The sequence below is a fragment of the Tessaracoccus lapidicaptus genome, assembly GCF_001693815.1.
Lineage (GTDB): Bacteria > Actinomycetota > Actinomycetes > Propionibacteriales > Propionibacteriaceae > Arachnia > Arachnia lapidicapta.
In genome coordinates, this window is the sequence record NZ_MBQD01000026.1 from 146,173 (window position 1) to 172,160 (window position 25,988).

Sequence of the window (25,988 nt, forward strand, 5' to 3'; positions counted from 1 at the left end):
TCAGGCCTCCAGGATCGCGACGACACCCTGGCCGCCGGCAGCGCAGATCGACACCAGTCCGCGCGACCCGGGGCCGCGCTCATGCAGCATCTTCGCCAGGGAGGCGACGATGCGTCCGCCGGTCGCGGCGAACGGGTGGCCCGCGGCGAGCGACGAGCCCTTGACGTTGAGCTTCGAGCGGTCCACGGTGCCCACGCCGTTCTGCTCCAGCGCCTTCAGCGTGGCCAGCACCGTGGAGGCGAACGCCTCGTGGAACTCGAAGAAGTCGAAGTCGTCCAGCGTCAGGCCGTTGCGCTCCAGCAGGACCGGGATCGCCCTCGTCGGGGCCAGGAGCAGGTCCTCGCGCCCCGTCACGTAGTCCGAGGCCGCGACCTGGGCGTCGACGACCTTCGCCCACACCGGCCAGCCCCGGCCGCGCGCGTACTCCTCCTCGGCCACCAGCACCAGCGCAGCGCCGTCGGTCAGCGCCGTCGAGTTCCCGGCCGTCATGGTGGCGGCCTCGCCCTTACCGAAGACGGTGCGGAGCTTGGCGAGCGCCTCCTTCGAGGTGTCGGCGCGCAGGATGGAGTCGCGGGCGACCTTGAGGTAGGGGGTCACGAGATCGTCGAAGAAGCCCGCGTCCCACGCGGCTCCGAGGTTGCGGTGCGACGCCAGCGCCAGATCGTCCTGCTCCTCGCGCGTGATGCCCCACTTCGCGGTGGTCAGCGCCTGGGACTCGCCCATGCTCAGCCCGGTGCGGGGCTCGACCACGGCCGGGGGCACCGGCGCCAGGTCGGCCGGGCGGATCCGGGCCAGCGCCGTCAACTTGTCCGGGAGGCTGCGGGCCCGCGACAGCGCGAGCATGGCCTTGCGGAGCCGTTCGGTCACGACGAGCGGGGCGTCGGAGGCCGAGTCGACCCCGCCGGCGATCGCCACGTCCATCTGCCCCAGGCGGATCTTGTTGCTGGCGTAGACGACGGCCTCGAGCCCGGTGCCGCAGGCCTGTTGCAGGTCGCACGCGGGCGTGTGCGGAGACAGCGCCGACCCGAGGACCGCCTCGCGGGTGAGGTTGAAGTCCCGCGTGTGCTTGAGCACGGCGCCGGCGACCACCTCGCCGACCTCCTGTCCGGCCAGGCCGAAGCGGGCGACGAGCCCGTCGAGTGCGGCGGTGAGCAGGTCCTGCGCGGAGGCGTCCGCGTAGCGGCCGCCGGCCTTGACGAAGGGTGTGCGGTTGCCGCCCACCACCACAGCTGTGCGTGACGTCATCGTTGAGTCCTCCCAGTCGGGTTATTCGGTACCCACAGTAGCAGGTACGCAAAGTTTCCGATACTCTTGGTGTCATGAAGATCGACACCGGCGTCGCCCCGACGCCCGACGGCCGCGCAGCCCGCTGGGAGGAACACAACATCCAGCGCCGCCGCGCGCTCGTCGAGGAGGCCGTCCGCGCGATCCGCGCCCACGGACCGGCCATCGGGATGGACGAGATCGCCGCCCAGAGCGGCACATCCAAGACCGTGCTGTACCGGCACTTCGGGGACAAGGCCGGCCTGTACCAGGCCGTCGTCGAGTCCGTGCACGACTTCATCCTGCGCAAGCTGCCCCTTGCCGACGCCGAGTCGTTCGAGCCGCGCGAGCTGGTGCGCAACCTCGCCGACGCCTACCTCGCCGTCGTCGAACGGGACCGCAACCTCTACCTGTTCGTCGCGTCCCGGCCGGCCGGCGAGACCCCCGTCGACGACCCGGTCTTCACCATCACCACCCGCATCGGCAACGAGGTGTCGGCCGCGTTCCGCGCCTGGCTGCACCGCGAGGGCCTCGACGAGGAGCCCGCCAACACGTGGGGCCACGGCGCCGTCGGCTTCATCTGGGCGGTCGCCGACCGCTGGATCCTCACCAACCTCAGACGACCCCGCGCCGAGGTCGTCGACTACATCGACCGACTGTTCACGCCCGCGTTCGACGCACAACGAAGGAGTTGACCCTGATGACCCTCTCCCCCACCGGTGAAGGCCTCCGCCGAGCCCTGGACGGACCGTTCCACGACCTTAAGCAGCGCTGGCGCGACGAGGTGACCGCCGACGACATCGTCCGCGACACCGCCCTCAGCGTCGAGGAGGCCCGCGAGTGGACCCTGGACCGCGTCGTCCGGCTCGCCCACCGCGACCTCGTCACCGCGGGCTTCCCCGCGGAGGTCGGCGGGACCGGGAACGTCGCGGCGTCCGTGGCGAACTTCGAGATGGTCGCGATGGGCGACCTGTCCCTGACGATCAAGACCGGCGTCCAGCACGGGTTGTTCGGCGGCGCCATCACCAACCTGGGCACCGACTACCACCACCGCACGTTCCTTCCCGGCGCCATCAGCACCGAGCTGCTCGGCTGCTTCGCGATGACCGAGTTGGGGCACGGCTCAGACGTCCAGTCGCTCGAGACCACCATCACCTGGCTGCCCGACACCGGAGAGTTCGAGGTGCACTCACCGACGCCATCGGCCACCAAGGCCTACATCGGCAACGCCGCCCGCGACGGCCGGATGGCCGCCGTGTTCGGCCAGCTCATCGTCGACGGCGAGCACCAGGGCGTGCACGTGGTGCTGGTGCCGATCCGCGACGAGGCGGGCGCTGACCTGCCCGGCGTCACCACGGGCGACCACGGCCACAAGGGTGGCCTGCTCGGCATCGACAACGGCACGATCCGGTTCGACCACGTCCGCGTCCCGCGGGAGATGCTGCTCGACCGCTACGGCGGCGTCGACGAGGAGGGCCGGTACCACTCGCCGATCGAGAGCAAGAACGCGCGGTTCTTCACCATGCTGGGCACGCTGGTCCGGGGCCGGATCTGCGTCGGCGGCGGCGCCGCCTCGGCGGCCCGGAAGGCGCTGAGTATCGCGGTGCGCTACGGCGACCGGCGGCGCCAGTTCCGCAGCCCCGGCCTGGGCGAGGAGATCCTCCTGCTCGACTACCTCACGCACCAGCGCCGCCTCCTCCCCCACGTGGCGCGGGCCTATGCGTACGGCTTCGCGCAGAACGAGCTGGCGCTGCAGCTGCAGCGGGTGTCCGACGGCGACGGCGACGTCCGCGACTCCCGCGAGCTCGAGACCCGGGCCGCCGGCATGAAGGCCCTCCTGACCCGCTGGGCGCTGGACTCCATGCAGGAGGCCCGCGAGGCGTGCGGCGGCGCGGGATACATGTCGGACAACGGCATCACGATGGCCCGGCAGGACGCCGACATCTTCGCCACGTTCGAGGGCGACAACACCGTGTTGCTGCAGCTGGTGGCGAAGGCGCTGCTGCTGGAGTACAAGTCGACGTGGGGCGACATGGATCTCCGAGGCACCGCCCAGAAGACCGCCGCGATGCTGGGCCAGACGGTCCTGGAGCGCACGACGGCGCGCTCCGTCATCGAGCGACTGGTGGCGGTGGCGGACCGCAAGCCCGAGTCCGAGCGGATCCGGGCGCGCGGCTGGCACGTGCAGCTGTTCGAGTTCCGCGAGAAGCACACGGTCGAGGGCCTGGCCAAGCGCATGCGCGCGGCCGGGAAGTTGCAGGGCGCCGAGCAGCAGGCGGCCATCATGGCCTGTCAGCCGCACATGCTCGAGGCCGCGAAGGCTCACGTGGACCGCGTGGTGCTCGAGGCGTTCATCGAGGGCATCGAGGAGTGCGAGGACGACTACATCAAGGCCATCCTGGTCAAGGTGTGCGACCTCTACGCGCTCAGCACCGTCGAGGCGAACCGCGCCTGGTTCCTCGAGCACGAGGTGTTCGACGCCAAGCGGAGCAAGTCGATCACGGCCACCGTCGACGACCTGTGCGGCGAGCTGCGACCCAAGGCCCGCGAACTGGCCGAGGGCCTGGGCGTCCCCGAGGAGTGGCTCAAGCACCCCCGCGAGGCGGTGCCGCCGCTGCTGCCCTGACCGGGGTCAGTGGGCGACGCCGATGTCGGTGCGGTGGAACCCGTCGGGGAAGTCGATCCGGGCCGCCAGCGCGTAGGCGCGGGTCCGGGCCTCCTCGACGTCGGCGCCCCGCCCGACGGTGCCGAGCACGCGGCCGCCCGCCGCGACGAGCGTGTCCCCGTCGAGGCGGGTCCCGGCGTGCAGGATGTAGGCGTCGTCCTCGTCGTCCGGCAGGGTGATGCGGCCGCCTGTGACCGGCGTCCCGGGGTATCCGGCGGCGGCGGACACGACGACGACCGCCGCCCCGTCGCGCCAGGCGAGACCGTCGACCGTGTCCAACTCGCCGCGCGCCGCCGCGCGGAGCACGCCCGCCAGCGGGGTCTCGAGCAGCGCGAGCACGGCCTGGGTCTCCGGGTCACCGAAGCGGACGTTGAACTCGACCACCCGCAGCCCGCGCGACGTCAGCGCCAGCCCCGCGTAGAGCAGCCCGACGAAGGGCGTGCCGCGCCGGTTCATCTCGGCCAGCGTCGGCTCGACGACCTCGCGCATGATCTGCCCGGTGAGCCCGGGATCCGCCCAGGCCAGCGGGCTGTACGCGCCCATGCCGCCCGTATTGGGGCCGGCGTCGCCGTCGCCGACGCGCTTGTAGTCCTGCGCGGGCAGCAGCGGAAGCGCGCGCTCGCCGTCGCAGATCGCGAACAGCGACACCTCGGGTCCGTCGAGGTAGTCCTCGATGACGACGCGCCCGCACGCCGCGGCGTGCGCGAGGGCCGCCTCGCGGTCCTCGGTGACGACGACGCCCTTGCCGGCAGCCAGCCCGTCGTTCTTGACCACGTAGGGCGCGCCGAACTCGTCGAGCGCGGCCGCGGCCTCCTCCGGCGTCGTGCAGACGCGGGCGTCCGCCGTCGGGACTCCCGCGGCGAGCATGACGTCCTTGGCGAATGCCTTCGATCCCTCGAGCTCGGCGGCGGCGCGGTCCGGTCCGAACGTGTCGATCCCCGCGGCGCGCAGCGCGTCCGCGACCCCGGCCACGAGAGGTGCCTCGGGCCCGATGACGACGAGGTCGACGCCCAGCGCGCGGGCGGCGTCGACGACGGCCTCGGGCGACGCCGGGTCGACGGCGTGCAGGGTCGCGAGGCGCCCGATGCCCGGGTTGCCGGGGGCGGCGTGCAGCTCGGTCACGGACGGGTCGGCGGCCAGGGAGCGGGCGAGCGCGTGCTCGCGTCCGCCCGAGCCGAGCAGGAGGATCTTCACGGGCGTCTCCTAGATGAGGTCGTGGATGGCGACCGACTGCTCGCGGCCGGGGCCCACCCCGATGCCGCTGATCCGGCACCCGATGAGCTCCTCGAGGCGGCGCACGTACGCCTGGCAGGTCGGGGGCAGCTCGTCGAAGCTGCGGCAGCCGCTGATGTCCTCGGTCCAGCCGTCGAGGTATTCGTAGACGGGCTTGGCGTGGTGGAACTCCGACTGCGTCATGGGCATGACGTCGTGCCGGACGCCGTCGACGTCGTAGGCCACGCACACGGGGATCTTGTCCCAGCCGCTGAGGATGTCGAGCTTGGTGAGGAAGATGTCGGTGAAGCCGTTGATCTTCACGGCCTGCTCGACCAGCACGGCGTCGAACCATCCGCAGCGGCGGGGGCGGCCCGTGGTGGCGCCGAACTCGGCGCCGATGGTGCGCAGCTTCTCGCCGTCCTCGTCGAACAGCTCGGTGGGGAACGGCCCCTCGCCGACGCGCGTGGTGTAGGCCTTGGCGATGCCGATGGTGCGGTCGATGCGCGTGGGGCCGACGCCGCCGCCGGTGGTCGCGCCGGCCGCCGTCGGGTTCGACGACGTCACGTACGGGTAGGTGCCCTGGTCGACGTCGAGGTGGTGCGCCTGCGCCCCCTCGAACAGGACGACCTTTCCGGCGTCGAGGGCGTCGTTGACGTAGCGGCCGGAGTCGACGATGTGGGGCCGGATGGTGTCCGCGTGCTTGAGCAGTGCCTGCACGACCTCCTCGGCGATGATCTCGCGCCGGTTGTACACCTTCACCAGCAGTTGGTTCTTCTGGTCCAGCGCGGCCTCGACCTTCTGCCGGAGGATCGACTCGTCGAGGATGTCCTGGACCCGGATGCCGAGCCGGTTGACCTTGTCCGAGTAGCAGGGCCCGACGCCGCGGCCGGTGGTGCCGATGCGCCGCTTCCCGAGGAAGCGCTCGGTGACCTTGTCGAGGACCTTGTGGTACTCGGTGATGATGTGGGCGTTGGCGGAGATCAGCGGATGCGGCACGTCGACGCCGCGCGACGCGAGCACGTGGAGCTCCTCGGCCAGGACGTCGAGGTCCACGACCACGCCGTTGCCGATCACCGTCGTGGTGCCGGGGTTGAGGATGCCCGACGGCAGCAGGTGGAGGATGAACTTCTCGCCGCCGACCACCAGCGTGTGGCCGGCGTTGTTACCGCCGGAGTAGCGCACGCAGACGTCGACGCGGTCCCCCAGCTGGTCCGTCGCCTTGCCCTTGCCTTCGTCTCCCCATTGAGCACCGACCACGACAACGCTCGGCATCTCGCCACCTCCACACACATGGATGAAGCCCCTGCTCTCCGCGGGGGCCTGACCGGGGCAGTCTAACGGACCCTCGTGTCGCCGGCGGGGCCGCGGGGCGCTGCCGGACGCTCAGGCGCTGTGCTGGTCCACCCAGCGTTCCAGCTCCCGCGCCGGGAGGGCGCCCACCTGCCGCGACACCTCCCGCCCGTCACGCAGCAGCACGAGCGTGGGGATGCTCATGGCCCCGAACCGGGCCTGGACCTCGCGGTTGTCGTCGACGTTGACCTTGACGACCTTGAGCCGCCCGGCGCGCTCCCGCGACAGCTTCTCCAGGACCGGCGCCACCATGTGGCAGGGCCCGCACCACGGCGCCCAGAGGTCCACGACGACGGGAACCTTGGCCGCCGCGACGGCGTCGAAGTCGCGGTCGGTGCCCTCGACGAGCCAGGGCAGGTCCGCCTTGCACTTCGCACACCGGGGCAGCCCGGAGGCGGCGGTGGGGACCCGGTTCTTGGCACCACACGAGACGCAGCTGACGATGCTCATGCCCCCATTCTGGCCCGCGGCGGCACGCGAGGGGCGCGCCCGCGCGCACATCGGTGGCATGGCCTGGCGGGAATCTGCACGAAAGGTCAGTCCTCTTGCCTAGCATCACTGTGGGGAATCAGGATCGATGCATCCCCGCAACGACGCAGGAGGTCAGGGACCGTGAAGAAGCTCATCAATTCCCCCGACGACGTGATCGCCGACGCACTCAAGGGCGTCGAGGCGTCGGACGACAACGTCCGCGTGGACCACGCGAACCGGGTCATCTACCGCGCCACGCCCAAGGAGGCGGGCAAGGTCGCCATCATCTCCGGTGGTGGTTCGGGACATGAGCCGATGCACGGCGGCTTCGTCGGGATCGGCATGCTCGACGCCGCGTGCGCCGGGCAGGTGTTCACCTCCCCCACGCCGGACCAGATGCTCGAGGCCACCACCACCGTCGACACCGGCGCCGGCGTCCTCCACATCGTCAAGAACTACACCGGCGACATCATGAACTTCGAGATGGCCGCCGAGATGGCCGCCGACGCGGGCATCCCCGTCGAGACGGTCGTCGTCGCGGACGATGTCGCGGTGCAGGACTCCCTCTACACGGCCGGCCGCCGCGGCGTCGGCACCACGGTGCTGCTGGAGAAGATCGTCGGCGCGGCCGCGGAGGAGGGCCAGGACCTCGGCGCGGTGAAGGTACTCGCGCAGAAGGTGGCCGACAACGGCCGCTCCATGGGCATGGCGCTCACCTCGTGCACCGTCCCGTCGGCCGGGAAGCCCACGTTCGACCTGCCCGAGGACCAGATGGAGATCGGCATCGGCATCCACGGCGAGCCCGGCCGGCACCGCGAGCCGATCGGCGACGCGAAGTCGATCGCCAAGCAACTCGTCGACCCGATCCTGCAGGACCTCGACTTCACCGGCTCGCCGGTGATCGCCATGCTCAACGGCATGGGCGGCACGCCGCTCATCGAGCTGTACCTCATGTACGGCGAGGTCGTGGCGCTGCTCAAGGAGGCGGGCGTCGAGATCAGCCGCAACCTGGTGGGCAACTACATCACCAGCCTGGACATGGCCGGTTGCTCGCTCACCCTGGTCAAGGCGGACGAGGAGATGATTCGCCTCTGGGACGCCCCGGTCAAGACCGCAGGTCTACGGTGGGGTCTGTGAGCGAACAACTACTGACTCTGGACCTGCTCGCCGACTGGCTGCGCCGGTATGCCGCCATCGTCGACGAGCACAAGACCTACCTCACCGAGCTCGACTCGGCCATCGGTGACGCGGACCATGGCGCCAACATGGCCCGCGGCACCGCGGCGGTCCTCACGCACGTCGACGACGCCACCACGATCGACGCCCTGCTGAAGAAGGCGGGCATGACGCTGGTGAGCACCGTCGGCGGCACCTCAGGGCCGCTGTACGGGACCCTGCTCATGAAGATGGGCATGGCCACCGGCAGCGTCGTCGAGCTCAGCGCGGAGGACTTCGGCAAGGCGCTGCGCGCCGGGCTCGAGGGGCTCGTCGCGCGCGGCAAGACCGAGCTCGGGGACAAGACGATGGTCGACGCGCTCGCGCCGGCACTGGACGCGTACGACGCCGCCCTGGCCGACGGATCGGACCTGCACGACGCCGTCGCGGCGGCCGCGCAGGCGGCAGCCGCCGGTCGCGACGCCACCACGCCGATGGTCGCGAAGAAGGGGCGCGCCAGCTACCTGGGCGAGCGATCCGCCGGCCACCAGGATCCGGGGGCCACGTCGTCGACGTACCTGTTCGATGCCCTGGCCGATGTGATCGGCGCCTGATGGCCGTCGGGATCGTCGTCGTGTCGCACAGTCGCGCGCTCGCCGATGCCGCCGTCGATCTCGCCATGCAGATGGTGCACGAGGACCCGCCGCCGGTGGCGGTCGCGGCCGGTATGCCCGACGGCGGGCTCGGCACGGACGCCGCGGCGGTCGCCGCGGCCATCACCGAGGTGGACCGGGGCGCCGGGGTCGCGGTGCTGGTCGACATGGGCTCGGCGCTGATGAGCGCCGAGATGGGCGTCGAGTTCGCCGGTCTGGCGGAGGGCACCGTACGGATCCTGGCCGCGCCCTTCGTCGAGGGGCTGACGGCGGCCGTGGTCCGCGCCGTCGGCGGGGCCACGCTCGCCGAGGTCGCGGAGGAGGCCGAGGCGGCGCTGTCGCCGAAACTCGCCGCCCTCGGCATGACCACCGGCGGCGACGCCCCCGCCGAACCCCCGCCCAGCGGCGACGGGGACGTGTCGGGCGAGGCCGTGCTCGTCAACGAGACGGGGCTGCACGCGCGTCCAGCGGCTCTGTTCGTGGCCGAGGCCCGTCGCTTCGACGCGGACATCCAGCTGCGCAACGGGGACGCCGGCCCCGTGAAGGCCACCAGCAGCATCGGGCTCGCCACGCTCAACGCCCGCAAGGGCGACACCCTCCGGCTGACCGCGACGGGCCCGCAGGCCCGCGAGGCCGTCGACACCCTCGTGGCGCTCATCTCGGCGGGTTTCGGCGAGCTCTGAACCAGCGTCGCTAGGCTGAGCGCCATGAGCGACACGCATCCCAACCTCATGGCCTCCGACGTCGTCGTGCGCCTGCCGGAGGACCCGGCGTTGGCCGCCATCGCCGAACACGGCAAGGAGCGGTTCCTGGACGTGGTCGCTCACCACCCGGCGTCGTCGCTGTGCTGGGCGCTGCTGGCCGAGACCTGCCTCACCGAGGACGACCTCGGCAGCGCGGTCGCTGCCTACGCGTACGCCCGGACCGGCTACCACCGCGGCCTGGACACGCTGCGCCGCAACGGCTGGAAGGGGTCGGGCCAGATCCCGTGGGAACACGAGCCGAACCGCGGCTTCCTGCGCGCGCTGTGGGCGCTCAGCGTCGCGGCGGGCCGGATCGGGGAGGCCGAGGAGCAGGAGCGCTGCGCCCAATTCCTGCGGGACTCGTCGGAGACCGCGTACCAGGTGCTCGCCCAGCCAGCTGGCTAGGCTTGGCCCATGATCTTCATCGTCGTCAAGTACCAGGTCAAGCCCGAGTCCGCCGAGCGGTGGATGGACATCGTCGCGCCGTTCACGCAGGCCACCCGCGCTGAGGAGGGCAACCTCTGGTTCGAGTGGTCGCGCAGCGTCGAGGACCCGAACGAGTATGTGCTGGTGGAGGCGTTCCGCGACGGCGACGCCGGCGCGGCCCACGTCAACTCCGCTCATTTCCCGCAGGGCCTTGAGGCGATGCGCCCCCACCTGGTGGCCACGCCGAAGATCATCTCCCGCACCATCGACGGCGCCGGCTGGGACGAGATGGGCGAACTCCGGATCGGCTGAGGCTCACTCGCCCGCGAAACAGGCCGACACCGCCTCCGGCTGCCCCCCGTCGAATCTGAGGGGCGGTGCCGCGAAGACGGGGGTGCACCCGTCACGGGTGAGTTCCCTGCGGGTGGTGCCGTCGTCGAAGCCGAGGTTGCGGCACCCGTCGACGCGGAGGTAGACGTCGTGGACCCCCGTGGCGTCAAGCACCCTCAGGACGAGCCCGGAGCGCTGGTCGTAGTCAGACAGGCAGTCGGCGGGGTTCCCGCTGACGCCCTCGGGTGCGGCGGCGACCGCGGCGATGAGCGCCCCGGCCTCCTCACCACCGAGGACCCGCGACGCCGTCAGATTGGGGCGGTCGGCCTCGAGCGCGTAGTCCAGATACCGGCACAGCCCCACCTCCACGACGCCCTCTGCGCCGGTCACGTCCCACGCCTCCGGGCGCGCCTCGAGGTCGGCGAAGGGCGCGACCGGGGCGCATCCCGCGGCGTCCCGCTCGAACACCGTCGCCGAGTCCAGGATCCCTTGGGCGACCGCCTCGTCGGCGGCGGTCGCGTCCGCCCGCAGCACCACCCGCACGTCGGTGGTTCCGACGGTTCGGCTCAGCACCGGTGTGAGGCTCGGCGGCTCGGCGGCAGGATCGGCGAAGTCCAGGTAGGTCTGGACCCACTCGGGCTGCCACTCGGGGCAGGCGATCGCGGCGACGGGGCCGGCGGGCGTGGAGACGAACGGAGTAGCGGGGGGCTGAGGCTCCTGAGTCTTGCCCAGGCACCACGGTGACCACGCGTAGTCACTCCACCCCCACTCGTCCGGGACCTGGACGGCGACATCGCCCCGCGACACCCACCGCCGGCCCTCCTCCGGCGCAGGCAGCCCGCTGACGGTCGCGGGAACCGCGGGAGTCGCGACCTGGACGGGACGGGTGCCGAGCACGACCGCCAGGGGGATTGCGAGGGCCACGGCCGCGACCGCCGCAGCGACGGCCCACGCGCGGTGCGGCCGGTGCGGCGGCTTGGGCGCCACCCTGCCCAGCGGCACCCGCGCCTGCTCGGCGAAGGCGTCGCGGAAGGCCTGTTCGGCGCGGTCACTCATCGGGAATCCTCCTCGGTCAGGCGCTCCCGCAACGCGGCGAGGGCGCGGTGGACGTGTGAGCGCGCGGTGGCCTCTGGCATGCCGAGGATCCTGCCGATCTCGGCGTAGCTGGCGTCGTCGAAGAACCGCAGCACGACGGCAGCCCGCTGGGCCGTGGGCAGCTCCTGACACAGACGCCAGGCCAGCATCCGATCGGGGACCCGGTCGGCCACCGCCGCGACAGCGGGCTCGCTGATCAGTGGGACCGTCACCGGACGGCGTCGGCGACGCCGCGAGGCAACCTCGTTCGTGACGGACCGCCGCGCGTAGGCGTCGATCCCGCCGTCGTCAGCTAGGCGGTCGTACCGCCGAACCAGGCGGCTGTAGACGTCCTGGACGACGTCGCGGGCCTCCTCCCGGTCCGCGCACAGCAGATACGCGTAGGCCAGGAGCTTCGGCTGCGACGACACCACCCAGGCGTCGAACGACGTGGACACGCTCACACCCTCCCTCAACGCGATGCGCTCCAGTCTCGTTGCAGCTGGCCAGGAATCGTGGCAGGCGCCCCGCTGGCCGTAGACTCGTCCGCGGCCCTCCACCGTCGATCCCCCGGGAGATCACCCATGCCCACACGCGAAGACCTGCGAAACGTCGCCATCGTCGCCCACGTCGACCATGGAAAGACGACGCTCGTCGACGCCATGCTGTGGCAGTCCGGCGCCTTCCGCGAGGGGTCCGACGTCAACAACCGTGTCATGGACTCGATGGACCTCGAGCGCGAGAAGGGCATCACGATCCTCGCGAAGAACACCGGCGTCCGGCACATCCGCCCCGACGGCACCGGCGTCACGATCAACATCATCGACACCCCCGGCCACGCCGACTTCGGCGGCGAGGTGGAGCGCGGCCTCGAGATGGTCGACGGCGTGGTCCTGCTGATCGACGCGTCCGAAGGCCCCCTCCCCCAGACCCGGTTCGTGCTGCGCAAGGCGCTGGCCAAGAACCTCCCCATCATCGTGGTGGTCAACAAGGTGGACCGGCCGGACGCGCGGATCTCCGCGGTCGTCGAGGAGACCTACGACCTGTTCATGGACCTCATCGACGACGACGCAGCGCACGTCCTCGACTTCCCCATCGTCTACGCCTCGGCGAAGGCCGGCCGCGCCTCGATGACGCAGCCCGACGACGGCGGCATGCCCGACAGCCCCAACCTCGAACCGCTGTTCGACGCGCTCATGGAGCACATCCCCGCCCCGGTCTACGAGGAGGGCGAGGTCCTGCAGGCGCACGTGACCAACCTCGACGCCTCCCCGTACCTCGGGCGTCTGGCGCTCTGCCGCATCGTCTCCGGCGAGCTCCGCCGTGGGCAGCAGGTGGCGTGGTGCAAGGGCGACGGCAGCATCCAGAACGTCAAGCTCACCGAGCTCCTGATGACCGAGGCCCTGGACCGGGTGCCGGCCGAGAAGGCAGGGCCGGGCGACATCGTCGCCATCGCCGGCATCCCCGAGATCATGATCGGCGAGACGCTGTCGGACCCGGAGAACCCGAAGCCGCTGCCGCTCATCCACGTCGACGAGCCGTCGATCTCGATGACGATCGGCATCAACACCTCGCCGCTGGCGGGCCAGTCCGGGAAGAACCTCACGGCCCGGCTGGTCAAGGCCCGCCTCGATCAGGAGCTGGTCGGCAACGTGTCCATCCGGGTCAACCCCACGGAGCGGCCGGACACCTGGGAGGTGCAGGGTCGCGGCGAGCTGCAGCTGGCCATCCTGGTGGAGATGATGCGGCGCGAGAGCTTCGAGCTGACGGTCGGCAAGCCGCAGGTCGTGACCAAGCTCGTCGACGGCAAGGTCCACGAGCCCATCGAGCGCCTCACCATCGACATCCCCGAGGAGTTCGTGGGCGTGGTGACCCAGCTCATGGGGCTGCGCCGCGGGCGCATGGAGATGATGGTCAACCACGGCACCGGCTGGGTGCGCATGGAGTTCATCATCCCCGCCCGCGGACTCATCGGGTTCCGCACCGAATTCCTCACCGAGACCCGCGGCACCGGAATCATGCACCACGTCGGCGAGGGCTACGAGCCGTGGGCCGGCGACTTCCGGACCCGGCCCACGGGCTCGCTGGTCGCGGACCGGCAGGGCGTCGTCACCGCCTACGCCCTGTTCAACCTGCAGGAGCGCGGCACGATGTTCGTCTCGCCCGGCATGGAGGTGTACGAGGGCATGATCGTCGGCGAGAACCCGCGCGCCGAGGACATGGACGTCAACCCGGCCAAGGAGAAGAAGCTCACCAACGTGCGCTCCTCCACCGGCGACGAGCTCGAGCGGCTGATCCCCGCCAAGCAGATGTCCATGGAGCAGGCGTTGGAGTTCTGCGCCGGCGACGAGTGCCTCGAGGTGACCCCGTCTGCCGTCCGCATCCGCAAGGTCACGCTCAACGGCAACGACCGCGCGAAGGAACGCAACCGCGCCAAGCGCAACTGAATGGTGACGGGCCGACGCGTCGGCCCCCTAGAACCACCAGACCGCGAGCCAGCCGACGCCGGACCACAGCGCCGCCCACAGCAGGCTCGCGAACGTGCCCACGATGAAGAGCTCGCCCGTCCGGGGAGTGTCGGAGGTGGCGAGGTCCGCGTAGCGGCCGAGGCCCTTGACCGCCAGCACCATGGCGATGCCCGCCGGGAATCCCGTCACGATGCAGGCGTACACCGCGAGCCGCTCGAGCATGCCGATCCACCGGCCCCCCGGGAGCTCCCGCTGCGCGGCCGCCAGCCCCAGGTTGGCCCGGGCGACTGCGACGTCGGCGTCGTCCACGCGCGGCGGGCGATCCATGCGCCGCAGCAGGCCCCGGACCACGGGATTGCCGAACGTCGCCAGGACCCCCGCGACGACGACCGTCGCGGCCCGGCCGAACAACATCCAGTCCATGCCCCGCACGCTACACGGCTGCCCTGACAGACTCGGTTCAGGTTTAAGCTACATTCATTCTAGATTCAGGTATTGTCTACACATGGACGTCGCCCCTCGTGTTGCCCTGCTGATCGACGTCGTCGCTTCCCGGGCCGCCGACCGCTCGGCCCTCCATGCCGCCATCCTGGCCGCCGCCGACGCGGCGAACGCGGCCGTCCCCGCCGTCGATCCCCTGTACCCCACCGTCGGCGACGAGCTCCAGGGCGTCTACCGCTCCCTGGGCGACGCGCTGAGCGCGGCGTTCACACTGCGGCTCACCCTCGCCCCCGGCTGGGACGTGCGCTGCGGGCTGGGCGGAGGCGAGGTGATCGTCGTGGACGCGGCGCGCCGGATCCAGGACGGCTCGGCGTGGTGGCTCGCGAGAGAGGCGATCGACTGGGTCGCGGAACGGTCCACCCGGCCCGGGTACGAGGCGGTCCGCACCGCCATCCGCGACGAGCGGCCTGCGGCCGACCCCCTGGCCGATCCGACGGCGCGGCTGGTCGACGCCCACATCGCCCGGTTGCGGCCCGCCGTGGTCGGCACGCTGCGGGGGCTGTGGGAGGGCCTCGACAACGCCGCGGCGGCGGAGCGCGAGGGCATCAGCCCCTCGGCGAACTCGCAGCGGATCCGCACGAACCAGCTGCGCCCGCTCGTCGACACCATGAGGGCGCTGGGCGAGCTGCCCTGATCAGGCGCCGACGAGCTCCGCCACCAGGGCGCGGACGCGGCGGTCGATGTCGTCGCGGACCAGTCGCATGCGCTCCCCGCCGTCGATGCCGCGCAGCGACGGCTCGTCGGTGATCCACGTCTCGATCGTGCCGCGCATGCCCTCCACGGGCGCCACCTCGGCCTCCCCGCCAACCAGCACCACGCGGTCCACGGAGCGCAGCAGATCCTCGTCGAGCGGCTTGGGGTACTCGCCGTCGAACGTGGCACCGACCTCCTCGACGCTCGCCCGCGACTCCTCGTTCAGCGCCGACCCGGGCTTTGTTCCGGCGGAGTAGACATCGACGGCGCCCTGCGAGTGCAGCTTGGCCAGCGCCGCTGCCATCTGGCTCTTGCCGCCGTTCTTGACGCAGACGAACAGGACGCTGGGCCTGCGGTCGGTGTCGGTCATTCGTCGTCTCCCTCGTCGTCGAGCTCCAGCGCCGCGTTCGCGGCCCGGTCGGTCACTTCGTCGGCCCGGGCCCACTTCTTGCGGCCACGCTGCACGATGAGCGGGTCCGTCGGCTTGATGACCGCCGGATCCTTGCCGTCGTAGTCGTGCAGGTCCAGAAAGAGCCGCATGGCGTTGAGCCGGGCCCGCTTCTTGTCGTTGGACTTGATGCGGTACCAGGGCGCGCTGCCGGTGTCGGTGTGCTTGAGCATCGCGGTCTTCGCAGCGGTGTAGTCCTCCCACCGGCCCAGCGACTCCAGGTCCATCGGCGAGAGTTTCCACCGCCGCACCGGGTCGATCTGCCGGATCGCGAAGCGGGTCCGCTGCTCGCGCTGCGTCACGGAGAACCACAGCTTGGTCACGGTGATGCCGGACTCGATGAGCATCTCCTCGAACACCGGCGCCTGACGCACGAACGTCTCGTACTCCTCGTCGGTGCAGAAGCCCATGACGCGCTCGACGCCGGCGCGGTTGTACCAGGAGCGGTCGAACAGCACGATCTCCCCCGCCGTCGGCAGGTGCTGGACGTAGCGCTGGAAGTACCATTGGCCGCGCTCGCGCTCGGTCGGCGCGGCGAGCGCCACCACGCGGGCGGTGCGCGGGTTGAGGTGCTCGGTGAATCGCTTGATGGCGCCGCCCTTGCCGGCGGCGTCGCGGCCCTCGAACAGGATGACGTGCTTGGTGCCGTGGTCCTGGGCCGAGTACTGGAACTTCAGCAGCTCGATCTGCAGCTGCCGTTTCTCCACCTCGTATTCGGTGCGGTCGAGGAGTTCTTCGTACGGGTAGCGGTCGCGCCAGGTCTCGACGGCGTTGCCCATCGGGTCGATGAGGTACGGATCCTCGCCGTGCACGTCGGCCACTGCGTATCCTTCGGCGCGCAGATGGTCGATGTACTCGCGGAGGTTCTGACTCATGTGCCAAGTTCACCACGTCGCGGTGAACGGGAGTTGAACGCGGCCGGAACCGGCCCGCCGAATGAGCCTGCGCCAAGGCTCGACGCCGATGGCAACGCTGACAGGCTGGATTCCGGGGTCGAGGCCAGCTGCAGGCTCGTCGAGCCCCGACGAACCGCGAGTCAGGCTCAACCGACCCCCGCACGCCGCGTGTCAGGCTCAACGCGGGTGCGCCCACGGCGAACGGGACGACGGGACCCTGGCGGGATTTGGGTCCATCGGCAAAGATCGGTTCCATGGCTGAGATCACCTTCAAAGGCAACCCCATCCACACCGTCGGCGAGCTGCCCTCCGTGGGCTCGCCCGCCCCGGACTTCGAGCTCACGGGCCCGGACCTCTCCCCCGTGACCCTGGCGGACTACGCCGGACGCACGCTCGTGCTCAACATCTTCCACTCCCTGGACACCGGGACCTGCGCCAACAGCGTGCGGGCCTTCAACCAGAAGGCGGCGGGCCTCGACGGAGTCACGGTGCTCAACGTGTCCAAGGACCTGCCGTTCGCGCAGAAGCGGTTCTGCGGCGCCGAGGGCATCGACAACGTCGACGTCGCCTCGGACTTCCGCTCGGACTTCGGGCAGCGCTACGGCGTCACCTACACCGATGGCCCTATCCGCGGGCTCCTTTCGCGCGCCGTGGTCGTCGTGGACGCCGAGGGCCGCGTGGTCTACACCGAGCAGGTCGCTGAGTCGTCCGAGGAGCCGGACTACGACGCGGCGCTCGCGGCCCTCAGCTGACCCGACCGACCCCACGATCCCCGGAGGCCGACGCCTTCGGGGATCGTCCCTGCTTGAGGGGATCGGCGGCCACCCGCTCGACGCCGGCGGGCCGGGACGCCCTGACCATGGTCGACGCTCCGGCCCAGATCGCGACGACGCCCACCGTCGACAACGGGTAGCGCCAGTGCAGCGCGGTGCCGTGGTGCCACACCAGCATGGAGCCGGCGATCATGAGCATGAACGACAGCAGCGCCAGATACCGGTCCTGAGTGGTTCCCAGCGGCGGGATGAGCCGGTACTCGAGCAGCCCGATCAGCGGCACCAGCGTGACGATGAGGACGATGCCCACCAGGAGCACCACCGGCTGCGACAGCAGCACCGGGGCCGCGTCCGGCACCATCCGCGCCAGCAGCAGCAACCCACCGCCCCCCACGAGGAGGCAGGGGACGTGCCACAGGTACACCGTCATCATGAGCGCGCTGATCCGCGACAGCACCGCCTGGGCACGTTCGCCCGGCCGGGCGAAGATCCGGGAGCGTTCCACGAGGCCCATCGCCGCCACCTGCGCGACTCCCAGCAGCGCCATGGCCAGCGTCGGCGGCAGGTGGTTGGCCGACGGCGCGTTGGCGAATCCGACGGCGGACGCCGGGTAGCCGAACCACGCGATGAGCGCGCCGATCGCGGCCGCCGAGCCGAAGAGGACCGTCCACGCGCCCCAGACCCGGCCCCGCCGGAACCAGCCGCGCTGGTAGCCGATGCCGACCTGATGGCACAGCGGCCACACGAGGAACATGTTCAGCTGCCCGATGTCGTGCCGGCCGAACCCGAGGTGGAACCGGTCGACGACGACGATGGCGAGCAGCATCGCGACCACGACCCACGCCCCGAAGCGGTCGTGCAGCCGCACCATGAAGGGGGCCACCAGGACGATCACCAGGTAGACGGAGATGAACCACAGCAGGAACATCAGGGTGCGGCTGAGCTCAGCCGCGACGTCGGGGTATCCCGTCCAGGCGATCGCCGTGGCGATGACGGCGAAGAACGTGACGAAGAGCGTCAGCCCCCCGGTCAACCGGCGGCCGCGATTGGCGAGGTAGTGCGAGAAGCCGGTGCCGCGCGAGACCATCTTGTCGACGATGAGCGCGTTGGCGAACCCGCCGCAGGCGAAGAACGCCGGCATGGACATCAGCAGCCAGGACAGCCCCCACACCCAGATCGGCGGCGCCCACATCTCGGCGCGGAGCGATCCCTCCGGCGTCAGCGACGCCTGGAAGATGAAGCCGTGGAAGACCACGACCACCGCGACCGACAGCACGCGCACCACGTCGACCGTGTGGTTGCGCCCCTCCTCGATGTGCACGTGGGAGATGATGCCACCCGGGGGCCGGGTCAGCCGAGCAGCGGGCGCACGTGCAGCCCGACGTCCGGATCCACGAGGGCCTCCTGGGTGGCCGGGATGCCGCCGGCCAGCAGCTGCGCGGTCACGGGGACCGACCTCTTCACCAGGCCCAGCGCGATGGGGCCGAGTTCATGGTGCCGGGCCGCCGACCCGACGAATCCGACGGTCCGGCCGTCGAGCTCGAGCGCGTCGCCAGGCGCCGGCAGCGCCGACATCGAGCCGTCGAGATGCAGCTGCACCAGACGGCGCGGCGGGCGGCCGAGGGTGTGCACCCGGGCCACCGTCTCCTGTCCGCGGTAGCAGCCCTTGTCGAGGTGTGTCCCCACGAGGCCGATCTCGTTCGGGATGGTCCTGTGGTCGGTGTCGACGAAGATCCGCGGCACGCCCGCGGCGATGCGCATCGCCTCGAACGCCCACGTCCCGACGGTGTCGGCCAGCTCCGCCTGCGCGGGCAGGAACACGTCGAGCCCGCCCAGCTCGGAGTCCCGCACGCGCCAGGCCGGGTCCAGTTCCACCCGGTGGCCGGCCCAGACCATCGTCAGGTCGGTGCGGATCTGCACGTCGACCCGCGTCGCGAACCGCATCCGCCCCAGGAAGTCGACCAGCTCCGCGGCCCGCCCCGGCTCGGTCCAGGCGAGGAAGGACGTGCCGTCGTCGACGCCGTGCAACACATGCTCGATGTGGCCGGTCGGGGACAGGATGAGCGCCGTGGTGGACTCCCCCGGCCGCAGGCCGGAGAGGTGCTGCGTCGTCAGCGCGTGCAGCCACGTGAGGCGCTCCGGGCCCGTGACCTCGACGACCTCACGGTTGCCGAGCGCTACCACCCCGTCGCCCGCCGCCAGGGCGCGTGCCTCGGTCACCGGATTGCCGAAGTGCCAGGTGAGGCCGGCATCCACACCGGACTCCACCGCGACCGCCACGTCAGATCCGCTTGAGGCGGGCCCACATGTGGGGCCGGAGCTCGTGCTCGGTGGTGGCGCGGTCCAGGGCGTACATGAGGTCGCCCTCGACCTTGCCGTAGAGGCGCTGCCCGGCCGAGTGCCCGACCGCGGCGGTCTCCGTCCGGACGACGGCGTCGCTCAGCAGGTCGATCCGGGTCACCTGGATCTTGCCGATCAGCACCTCGGTCCAGCCCTCGGCGCTGGTCAGCACGACCTCGAGCGACGCGTCCGGCTTGGGCCGCCAGAAGCCCGTCTCCATGCTGAGCGGCACCTGTCCGGCGCCGTCGGTCTCCAGCAGGAAGGTCTGCGAGGCGTAGTAGAGGTAGTCCCCACCGTTGTGGCTGAACTCGATGCGCTGCTCGAACTCGAAGGCTTTGCCCTCGTGGTCCGTCCCGTTGCCGGTGCCCTCCCACCGGCCGACCAGCCAGCCGAGCGCGGTCAGCGCGGGGTTCAGGCCCTCGGGCACCTCGATGTCAATGTTCACGCGTGTCTCCTCGAAGCTGTCGCCACAGGCCCGCCAAGGTGGACCACAGCGCCACCAGCACCCCCACGCACACTGCCGCGGAGGCGACGATCAGCACCCACACCAGGACCGCGGCCATGCGGGCCAGTATACGAACCGGCCACAATGGGCCCATGCGCGTGGTGGTGACGAGGGTGGCGGAGGCGTCGGTGGAGGTCGACGGCGAGGTGGTCGGCCGGCTCGGGCGGCCCGGGCTGCTCGTGCTGGCCGGCGTAGGACACGACGACACGGCCGACGACGCCGCCGCGCTGGCCCGCAAGATCTGGGGCCTGCGGATCCTCGACGGCGAGCTCTCGGCCTCGGACGTCGGGGCCCCGCTGCTGGTCGTCAGCCAGTTCACGCTGCACGCCTCGACGAGGAAGGGGCGCCGCCCGTCGTGGAGCAGGGCCGCGCCCGGGCATGTGGGCGAGCCACTGGTCGAGCAGCTCTGCCGCGACCTCGAGGCGCTGGGCGCGCACGTCGAGCGGGGGCGCTTCGGCGCACACATGCGCGTGGCGTCGGTCAACGACGGGCCGGTGACGATCCTCATCGACACCAAGGACTGGGACTGACTATCGGGCCGGGCCCAGGAACTCCAGGGAACTGATGGAGACCGCGTCGGCCGACGGCGCTCCGGACCCCGGCACGGTCGCCTCGAGGATCTGGAACGTCACCTGGTCCGTCGTCACCTCCGGGAAGCGCACCTCCTGCGGGTTGCGGTCGTTGGCGACCAGCCCCTGGTCGAAGTAGGAGCCGTCGGCGAACGTCCACCGGATCCCGACGATGCGCCGCTCCGCCAGGTAGCGGTCGGTCCACACCGTGTTGCCGTTGACCAGCCGGAGCCCGACCAGTGGGCGCGGCCCGGGGAACGTGAACGTGGCCGCCTCGTCGACGCCCCGGCCGCGGCAGCGCCAGATGGTCTCGTCGTCGCCGTCGATGAGCGCCTGGGCGTCCGCGTCGATTCCGCCCTCGACGCACCGCCCCTCGGCGGCGACCGCCCGGACCGCCGCGACGGGCCCGTCGTAGGGGGCCAGGGCGTCTGGCGAGGGCGTCGCGGTCGCGGAGGCGCTCGGCGAGGCCGGGGCGAGACCGGGCGACTGCGGCAGCGCGTCGGGCGCGAAGAGCCAGAACCGCCCCAGCGCGAACCCGAGGCCGACGGCCACGATCGCGATGGTCGCCACGGCACGCGGCGCGAGACCGTCGCGCACCTCGCCGGGCGCGACAGCCTTCACGGCCGCCGTGCCCGGGAGTGATGGCACCGCCGCGTCGCGGCGCACATCGTCGGACTCAGCAGCCGGCCGGAAGTATTCATCCGGAACGCGCTGCTCCATGCCGTCATGCTACAAGTCGTCGCGGATATCACCGGACGGGCTTGCGGCGATACCATGGGCACGGCCGACCGGTCTGGAAGGGAGGGTCCCCCGCGTGAGCAACGTCCTGTTCGTCTCGGAGTCGGAGCCCCCCGCGGAACTCGGGCTCCTCAGCCACCACGTGGCACGGACGACCTCGGTGGCGCAGGCACTGGTGGACGCCGACGGCGTCGACGTGGTCATGGTGGACGGACGGACGGACCTGGCGGGCGCCCGCGCCTCGTGCCAGACCCTGGCCAAGAACGGCGGCACCCCGGTGCTGCTGCTCGTCGCGCCGACCGGGCTCGCCGTCCTCGCGCCGGACTGGGGGTTCACCGACTTCGTCGCGGCCGGCTGCGAGGCCGCCGAGCTGGACGCCCGCCTGCGGATCCTCGTCAAGGCCGGCTCGGACCCGGACGTGCTGGTCGCCGGCCCGATCCGCGTCGACGGCGCCGCCTACTCCGCGAGCGTCGACGGCACCCCCCTCGACCTCACCTACACGGAGTTCGAGCTCCTGCGCTACCTCATGCAGCATCCGGGCAGGGTCCTGTCGCGCGAGACCCTCGTCAGCCAGGTGTGGGGCTACGACTACTACGGCGGCACCCGCACCGTCGATGTCCACGTCCGCCGGCTGAGGGCGAAGTTGGGCCAGTACGACTACTACATCGGCACGGTGCGTAACGTGGGTTACCGGTTCGCGAGTGCCAGGGAGGCCCACCGTGCTGGTTAGTCTGACGACGTTGACGCCGACGATGCAGGAGGCGTTGCGCCGCCTGGTGGCCGAAATCACGGAGCACGACGGCGTGTCCCCCATCAACGAGTCCGCGTCGCTGGGCATCGAGGGCCGCCGGGAGGCCGACTTCTTCTTCATGGGCCGCCGGTCGGATCCCTATGGCTTCGTCGTGTGCGACGAGCGCGACGGGACTCTGCTGCTGGGGGTGCACCCGAACCACCGCCACGAGGGCGTCGGCACCCGGCTGCTCGAAGAGGCGGTCCGCTCCCACCCGGACTCGGCGGTCTGGGCCTTCGGGACCCTGCCCGGCGCGGCCTCACTCGCGGAGCGGGTCGGCCTGTACCCGGTGCGGCGCCTGCTGCGCATGGAGAAGCCGCTCGTCGACGTCCCGGACCCGGAGACGCAGCGCCCCCAGGGCGCCGACGACGTCCGGATCGTCACCTACACGCCGGACCTGGCGGAGGCGATCGTCGCCGTGAACGCCGCCGCGTTCGCCGGCCACCCCGAGCAGGGCCGCCTCACCCTCGACGAGTTCCACGACCTGACCCGGCTCCCCTGGTTCGACCCGGCGGGGCTCTTCGTCGCGGTCCGGGGCGACGACGTCGTCGGCTTCCACTGGACGAAGCGGCATGGCGGCCGGCTGGGCGAGGTCTACGTGCTGGCGGTCGCGCCGGAGCACGAGGGGCGGGGCCTGGGCCGGTGGCTCCTGGCGCAGGGTCTGCACCACCTCGTGCAGCGGGGCGATGACCGGGTGCAGCTCTACGTGGAGGGCGACCAGGACAGGGTCGTCGCGATGTACCAGAATGCGGGGTTCACGGTCGTCCAGACAGACACCAGTTACCGCGTCGAGAGGTGAGCCGAAGTGAGTGAGACCCCACTGCCCGTGGATCGCTACCTGGACCGGGAGATCTCCTGGCTCGAGTTCAACGACCGCGTGCTCGATCTCGCCCGCGACCGCGCCCGGGTGCCGCTCATCGAGCGGGCCAAGTTCCTGGCCATCTTCTCGTCCAACCTCGACGAGTTCTTCATGGTGCGCATCGCCGGCCTGAAGCGGCGTATCGCCGCCGGCGTGGCGGTGCCGACGGTGACGGGCAAGATGCCCGGCGAGCTGCACGCGGAACTGCTGCAGGAGGTCGCGCGTCTCGTGTCCGAGCAGTCGCGCGTCTTCCAGGAGGAGATCCGTCCCGAGCTGGCCGCCGAGGGCATCGAGATCCTGCGCTGGGACCAGCTGACCGCGGCCGAGAAGGACCGGATGCGTGCCCTGTTCGCGGAGCGCATCTTCCCCGTCCTCACGCCGCTGGCGGTCGACCCGTCACACCCGTTCCCCTACATCTCGGGGCTCTCGATCAACCTGGCCGTGCTGCTGAAGAACCCCCAGACCGGCGCCCGCCAGTTCGCCCGGGTCAAGGTGCCCCCTGTGCTCTCGCGGCTCGTGAAGCTGGCCGAGGGCAGGTTCCTGCCGCTGGAGGAGATCATCTCCCGGCACCTGGGACAGCTGTTCACCGGCATGCAGGTGCTGAGCCACACCACCTTCCGGGTGACCCGCAACGAGGACATCGAGGTCGAAGAGGACGACGCCGAGAACCTGCTGTTCGCCCTCGAGAAGGAGCTGCTCCGGCGCAAGGTCGGCCGCCCGCCCGTGCGGCTGGAGGTCGAGGAGGACATCGACGAGCACATGCTCCACATGCTGATGTCCGAGCTGGACGTCAGCGAGAGCGAGGTCTTCCGGCTGGCCGCCCCGCTGGACCTCACCGGGCTCTTCTCCCTGGCCGACTCCCAGCGGGAGGACCTCAAGTTCCCCAACTTCCTGCCCATCACCCATCCGGACCTGGCCGAGGTGGAGAGCGCGAGCCCGGCGGACATGTTCAAGGCGCTCAAGCTGCGCGACGTGCTGGTCCAGCACCCCTACGACTCCTTCGCCACCTCGGTGCAGCGGTTCATCGAGCAGGCCGCGGCCGATCCGGCGGTCCTGGCCATCAAGCAGACGCTCTACCGGACCTCCGGCGATTCGCCGATCGTCGACGCGCTCATCGAGGCGGCCCAGGCCGGCAAGCAGGTGCTGGCCGTCGTGGAGATCAAGGCGCGCTTCGACGAGCAGAACAACATCGCGTGGGCCCGCAAGCTCGAGAAGGCCGGCGTGCACGTCGTCTACGGCATGCTCGGCCTCAAGACCCACTGCAAGCTCGCGCTCGTCGTGCGTGAGGAGGCCGACGGCCTGCGGCGCTACTGCCACATCGGCACCGGCAACTACAACCCGAAGACCGCCCGGCAGTACGAGGACATGGGCCTGCTGACGTCGAACCCGGTGATCACCGACGACGTGGCCCGCCTGTTCAACCACCTTTCGGGCATGACGCAGGAGACGAACTATCGGCGGCTGCTCGTCGCGCCGCACGGCATCCGCACCGGGCTCATCGAGTACATCCACGAGGAGATCGCCAACCAGCGCGCCGGCCGGCCCGCCGGGGTGCGGATCAAGGTGAACTCCCTGGTCGACGAGGCCCTCACCGACGCGCTCTACCGGGCCTCGCAAGCCGGGGTGCCGGTGGACATCTGGGTGCGCGGCATCTGCACCATCCGGCCCGGCGTGCCCGGGCTCAGCGACAACATCCGGGTCCGCTCCATCCTCGGCCGGTTCCTCGAGCACTCCCGCGTGTTCTGGTTCGCCGGCGGCGGTCGGCCCATCGTCGGCATCGGGTCGGCGGACATGATGCACCGCAACCTGGACCGCAGGGTCGAGGCCATCGTCGGCATCAGCAACCCCGCCCACGTGGCGCAGGTCGAGGAGCTCTTCGACATGGCGTTCGCGCCCGACACCGTGCATTGGGAGTTGATCGATTCCCGGTGGACGGCGCACACCACCAACCCTGACGGCGAGCCCCTCACGGACCTGCAGGAGACTCTGATCCAGCGCACCGCGGCCCGACGCGCGTCCCGATGAGCAGCCGACCCAAGATCCGGGCCGCCGGGGCCGTCGTGCTGCGCGGCGGCGACGACGACCTCGAAGTCCTCATGATCCACCGCCCCTCCTACGGCGACTGGACCCTGCCGAAGGGCAAGGGGCACCCGGACGAGCTCGCCCCTCAGACGGCGGTGCGGGAGGTGCTCGAGGAGACGGGCGCCGTGGTGCGCCTGGGGCTGCGGCTGCCGTCGATCAAGTACCAGCTCGCCAAGGGGCCCAAGACGGTGGCCTACTGGCGGGCCGAGGTGGTCGAACAGCACCCGCGGGAGCCCGACGACGAGGTCGACAAGGTGCGTTGGTTCCCGGTCGCCAAGGCCATGACCCGCCTCACCTACGCCGACGAGCGGCGCATCCTTTCGGCGGCGCTGCTCACGCCCCGCACCACGCCGTTGCTGCTCGTCCGCCACGCCAAGGCGATGCTGCGCAAGGACTGGTCCGGCCCGGACCAGGAGCGACGGCTGTCCGGGCGGGGCCGACGGCAGGCCCGCGGCCTCGTGCCCCTGCTGGGGGCCTACGGCGTCCAACGCCTCGTCTCCTCCGCCTCCACCCGATGCGTCCACACGCTCAAGCCGTACGGGGAGGCCCGCGGCATCGCCGTCGAGACCGCCGACCTGCTGACGGAGGAGGAGGGCACCGTCCACCCCGACGACGTGACGGCCTACACGGCGGGGCTCTTCCGGGAGATCGAGGGCCCCACGGCCGTGTGCGGCCACCGCCCGGTCCTCCCCGCGATGTTCCGCGGCCTCGAGCTGCCGGCCCGGCCGATGGTCGTCGGCGAGGTCATCGTCGTCCACCGGGACGAGGCCGGGGACAAGGTTGCCGTCGAGGTGCACAAGCCCACCGCGTGACGGGCCCAAACCGTTACAGATATCCCAGCCTGCCCCCGCGCGGTGTGAGTCCCGTGGAGTGGTGGGGTTTCAGGGAGGGCGTGTCCTGAGCTGATGGAGGGGGCCATCGGCGTGATCCTCGGTTGTAGCGCCAACTACCACCGTGAAGGAGTTCACACCGATGGCCCTG

29 protein-coding genes and 1 pseudogene are annotated in these 25,988 nt (G+C 71.1%); 16 read left to right on the forward strand and 14 right to left on the reverse strand.

The genetic code is table 11. The features are described 5' to 3' along the window. Positions 1–1,245 (reverse strand): acetyl-CoA C-acetyltransferase, encoded by a 1,245-nt coding sequence (locus BCR15_RS13375; protein ID WP_068752709.1) that lies wholly within the window; start codon positions 1,243–1,245, stop codon positions 1–3. Positions 1,246–1,319: 74 nt separating this feature from the next. Here BCR15_RS13375 and BCR15_RS13380 point away from each other — a divergent pair, with 74 nt between their 5' ends. After that, positions 1,320–1,958 (forward strand): TetR/AcrR family transcriptional regulator, encoded by a 639-nt coding sequence (locus tag BCR15_RS13380; protein ID WP_068752710.1) that lies wholly within the window; start codon positions 1,320–1,322, stop codon positions 1,956–1,958. Between the two features lie 5 nt (positions 1,959–1,963). Further along, complete coding sequence (locus BCR15_RS13385; RefSeq protein WP_068752711.1) at positions 1,964–3,889, forward strand: acyl-CoA dehydrogenase family protein; 1,926 nt, start codon at positions 1,964–1,966, stop codon at positions 3,887–3,889. Positions 3,890–3,895: 6 nt separating this feature from the next. Here the strand turns inward: BCR15_RS13385 and purD are convergent, their stop codons facing one another. The 3 genes from purD to trxA form a co-directional block, all read right to left on the reverse strand. Then, positions 3,896–5,122: a phosphoribosylamine--glycine ligase gene (gene purD / locus BCR15_RS13390; protein WP_068752712.1), complete on the reverse strand. Its 1,227-nt coding sequence runs from the start codon at positions 5,120–5,122 to the stop codon at positions 3,896–3,898. Positions 5,123–5,131: 9 nt separating this feature from the next. Beyond that, complete coding sequence (locus BCR15_RS13395) at positions 5,132–6,415, reverse strand: adenylosuccinate synthase (RefSeq protein ID WP_068752713.1); 1,284 nt, start codon at positions 6,413–6,415, stop codon at positions 5,132–5,134. A 111-nt stretch (positions 6,416–6,526) separates the two neighbouring features. Continuing rightward, positions 6,527–6,943 (reverse strand): thioredoxin, encoded by a 417-nt coding sequence (gene trxA / locus BCR15_RS13400; protein ID WP_068752714.1) that lies wholly within the window; start codon positions 6,941–6,943, stop codon positions 6,527–6,529. Between the two features lie 162 nt (positions 6,944–7,105). Between trxA and dhaK the strand changes: the two genes are divergently transcribed. The 6 genes and pseudogenes from dhaK to BCR15_RS13425 all read left to right on the forward strand — a co-directional run bounded on the left by dhaK (position 7,106) and on the right by BCR15_RS13425 (position 10,253). Next, positions 7,106–8,101, forward strand: coding sequence for a dihydroxyacetone kinase subunit DhaK (gene dhaK / locus BCR15_RS13405; protein ID WP_068752715.1), 996 nt, complete (start codon positions 7,106–7,108; stop codon positions 8,099–8,101). After that, on the forward strand, positions 8,098–8,733 hold the full coding sequence (gene dhaL / locus BCR15_RS13410) for a dihydroxyacetone kinase subunit DhaL (protein ID WP_068752716.1): 636 nt from the start codon (positions 8,098–8,100) through the stop codon (positions 8,731–8,733). The genes dhaK and dhaL overlap by 4 nt, the downstream gene beginning before the upstream one ends. Beyond that, positions 8,733–9,131 (forward strand): annotated as a pseudogene (dhaM, locus tag BCR15_RS15150) (dihydroxyacetone kinase phosphoryl donor subunit DhaM); the annotation flags it as partial. The gene dhaL and the pseudogene dhaM, both read left to right, overlap by 1 nt. 3 nt (positions 9,132–9,134) lie before the next feature. Continuing rightward, positions 9,135–9,455 (forward strand): HPr family phosphocarrier protein, encoded by a 321-nt coding sequence (locus tag BCR15_RS15155; protein WP_197971818.1) that lies wholly within the window; start codon positions 9,135–9,137, stop codon positions 9,453–9,455. A 24-nt stretch (positions 9,456–9,479) separates the two neighbouring features. Continuing rightward, positions 9,480–9,920, forward strand: coding sequence for a DUF3151 domain-containing protein (locus tag BCR15_RS13420; protein WP_256094666.1), 441 nt, complete (start codon positions 9,480–9,482; stop codon positions 9,918–9,920). Between the two features lie 9 nt (positions 9,921–9,929). Then, positions 9,930–10,253, forward strand: a complete 324-nt coding sequence (locus BCR15_RS13425) for a putative quinol monooxygenase (protein WP_068752718.1) — start codon at positions 9,930–9,932, stop codon at positions 10,251–10,253. A gap of 3 nt (positions 10,254–10,256) precedes the next feature. On the opposite strand, the gene BCR15_RS13430 is transcribed toward BCR15_RS13425, so the two are convergent. Both BCR15_RS13430 and BCR15_RS13435 read right to left on the reverse strand, forming a co-directional pair. After that, positions 10,257–11,327 carry a hypothetical protein gene (locus BCR15_RS13430; protein WP_068752719.1) on the reverse strand — a complete coding sequence of 357 codons (1,071 nt, stop codon included), beginning with the start codon at positions 11,325–11,327 and terminating at the stop codon, positions 10,257–10,259. Then, positions 11,324–11,803, reverse strand: a complete 480-nt coding sequence (locus BCR15_RS13435) for an RNA polymerase sigma factor (protein WP_176715254.1) — start codon at positions 11,801–11,803, stop codon at positions 11,324–11,326. The genes BCR15_RS13430 and BCR15_RS13435 overlap by 4 nt, the downstream gene beginning before the upstream one ends. Positions 11,804–11,929: 126 nt before the next feature. On the opposite strand from BCR15_RS13435, the gene typA reads away from it, so the two are divergent. Continuing rightward, positions 11,930–13,792: a translational GTPase TypA gene (typA, locus tag BCR15_RS13440; protein WP_068752720.1), complete on the forward strand. Its 1,863-nt coding sequence runs from the start codon at positions 11,930–11,932 to the stop codon at positions 13,790–13,792. A 27-nt stretch (positions 13,793–13,819) separates the two neighbouring features. On the opposite strand, the gene BCR15_RS13445 is transcribed toward typA, so the two are convergent. Then, positions 13,820–14,236 carry a hypothetical protein gene (locus tag BCR15_RS13445; protein ID WP_068752721.1) on the reverse strand — a complete coding sequence of 139 codons (417 nt, stop codon included), beginning with the start codon at positions 14,234–14,236 and terminating at the stop codon, positions 13,820–13,822. An 82-nt stretch (positions 14,237–14,318) separates the two neighbouring features. On the opposite strand from BCR15_RS13445, the gene BCR15_RS13450 reads away from it, so the two are divergent. Continuing rightward, positions 14,319–14,948, forward strand: a complete 630-nt coding sequence (locus BCR15_RS13450) for a SatD family protein (protein WP_068752722.1) — start codon at positions 14,319–14,321, stop codon at positions 14,946–14,948. On the opposite strand, the gene BCR15_RS13455 is transcribed toward BCR15_RS13450, so the two are convergent. Together BCR15_RS13455 and ppk2 are read right to left on the reverse strand one after the other, a co-directional pair. Next, the gene (locus BCR15_RS13455; protein WP_068752723.1) at positions 14,949–15,377 is read right to left on the reverse strand and encodes an arsenate-mycothiol transferase ArsC; all 429 of its coding nucleotides are present in this window, start codon (positions 15,375–15,377) and stop codon (positions 14,949–14,951) included. Next, a complete protein-coding gene (gene ppk2 / locus BCR15_RS13460; RefSeq protein WP_083196623.1) occupies positions 15,374–16,330 on the reverse strand; it encodes a polyphosphate kinase 2 in 957 nt (318 codons plus the stop codon). Before ppk2 ends, BCR15_RS13455 begins: the two co-directional genes overlap by 4 nt. A 275-nt stretch (positions 16,331–16,605) precedes the next feature. On the opposite strand from ppk2, the gene tpx reads away from it, so the two are divergent. Then, positions 16,606–17,103 (forward strand): thiol peroxidase, encoded by a 498-nt coding sequence (gene tpx / locus BCR15_RS13465; RefSeq protein ID WP_068752724.1) that lies wholly within the window; start codon positions 16,606–16,608, stop codon positions 17,101–17,103. Here tpx and BCR15_RS13470 read toward each other — a convergent pair. The 4 genes from BCR15_RS13470 to BCR15_RS15390 are packed head-to-tail and all read right to left on the reverse strand — an operon-like array spanning position 17,096 to position 20,027. Further along, positions 17,096–18,445: an acyltransferase family protein gene (locus BCR15_RS13470; RefSeq protein ID WP_068752725.1), complete on the reverse strand. Its 1,350-nt coding sequence runs from the start codon at positions 18,443–18,445 to the stop codon at positions 17,096–17,098. The two genes, tpx and BCR15_RS13470, sit on opposite strands and share 8 nt — an antisense overlap. Before the next feature lie 29 nt (positions 18,446–18,474). Then, on the reverse strand, positions 18,475–19,404 hold the full coding sequence (ygfZ, locus tag BCR15_RS13475; protein ID WP_068752726.1) for a CAF17-like 4Fe-4S cluster assembly/insertion protein YgfZ: 930 nt from the start codon (positions 19,402–19,404) through the stop codon (positions 18,475–18,477). A gap of 1 nt (position 19,405) precedes the next feature. Beyond that, positions 19,406–19,909, reverse strand: coding sequence for a heme-binding beta-barrel domain-containing protein (locus tag BCR15_RS13480; RefSeq protein WP_083196625.1), 504 nt, complete (start codon positions 19,907–19,909; stop codon positions 19,406–19,408). Next, positions 19,899–20,027: a hypothetical protein gene (locus BCR15_RS15390; protein WP_256094668.1), complete on the reverse strand. Its 129-nt coding sequence runs from the start codon at positions 20,025–20,027 to the stop codon at positions 19,899–19,901. The genes BCR15_RS13480 and BCR15_RS15390 overlap by 11 nt, the downstream gene beginning before the upstream one ends. Positions 20,028–20,061: 34 nt before the next feature. Here BCR15_RS15390 and dtd point away from each other — a divergent pair, with 34 nt between their 5' ends. After that, positions 20,062–20,499 carry a D-aminoacyl-tRNA deacylase gene (gene dtd / locus BCR15_RS13485; protein WP_068752727.1) on the forward strand — a complete coding sequence of 146 codons (438 nt, stop codon included), beginning with the start codon at positions 20,062–20,064 and terminating at the stop codon, positions 20,497–20,499. Here dtd and BCR15_RS13490 read toward each other — a convergent pair whose 3' ends face one another. After that, complete coding sequence (locus tag BCR15_RS13490; RefSeq protein ID WP_068752728.1) at positions 20,500–21,258, reverse strand: NADase-type glycan-binding domain-containing protein; 759 nt, start codon at positions 21,256–21,258, stop codon at positions 20,500–20,502. 94 nt (positions 21,259–21,352) lie between these two features. Here BCR15_RS13490 and BCR15_RS13495 point away from each other — a divergent pair, with 94 nt between their 5' ends. The 4 genes from BCR15_RS13495 to BCR15_RS13510 are packed head-to-tail and all read left to right on the forward strand — an operon-like array spanning position 21,353 to position 25,819. Beyond that, complete coding sequence (locus BCR15_RS13495; RefSeq protein WP_068752729.1) at positions 21,353–22,006, forward strand: winged helix-turn-helix transcriptional regulator; 654 nt, start codon at positions 21,353–21,355, stop codon at positions 22,004–22,006. Beyond that, the gene (gene mshD / locus BCR15_RS13500) at positions 21,996–22,865 is read left to right on the forward strand and encodes a mycothiol synthase (RefSeq protein WP_141680146.1); all 870 of its coding nucleotides are present in this window, start codon (positions 21,996–21,998) and stop codon (positions 22,863–22,865) included. The genes BCR15_RS13495 and mshD overlap by 11 nt, the downstream gene beginning before the upstream one ends. A 6-nt stretch (positions 22,866–22,871) precedes the next feature. Further along, positions 22,872–24,950 carry an RNA degradosome polyphosphate kinase gene (locus BCR15_RS13505; RefSeq protein ID WP_068752731.1) on the forward strand — a complete coding sequence of 693 codons (2,079 nt, stop codon included), beginning with the start codon at positions 22,872–22,874 and terminating at the stop codon, positions 24,948–24,950. Further along, complete coding sequence (locus tag BCR15_RS13510) at positions 24,947–25,819, forward strand: NUDIX hydrolase (protein WP_068752732.1); 873 nt, start codon at positions 24,947–24,949, stop codon at positions 25,817–25,819. Before BCR15_RS13505 ends, BCR15_RS13510 begins: the two co-directional genes overlap by 4 nt. Positions 25,820–25,988 lie beyond the last annotated feature (169 nt).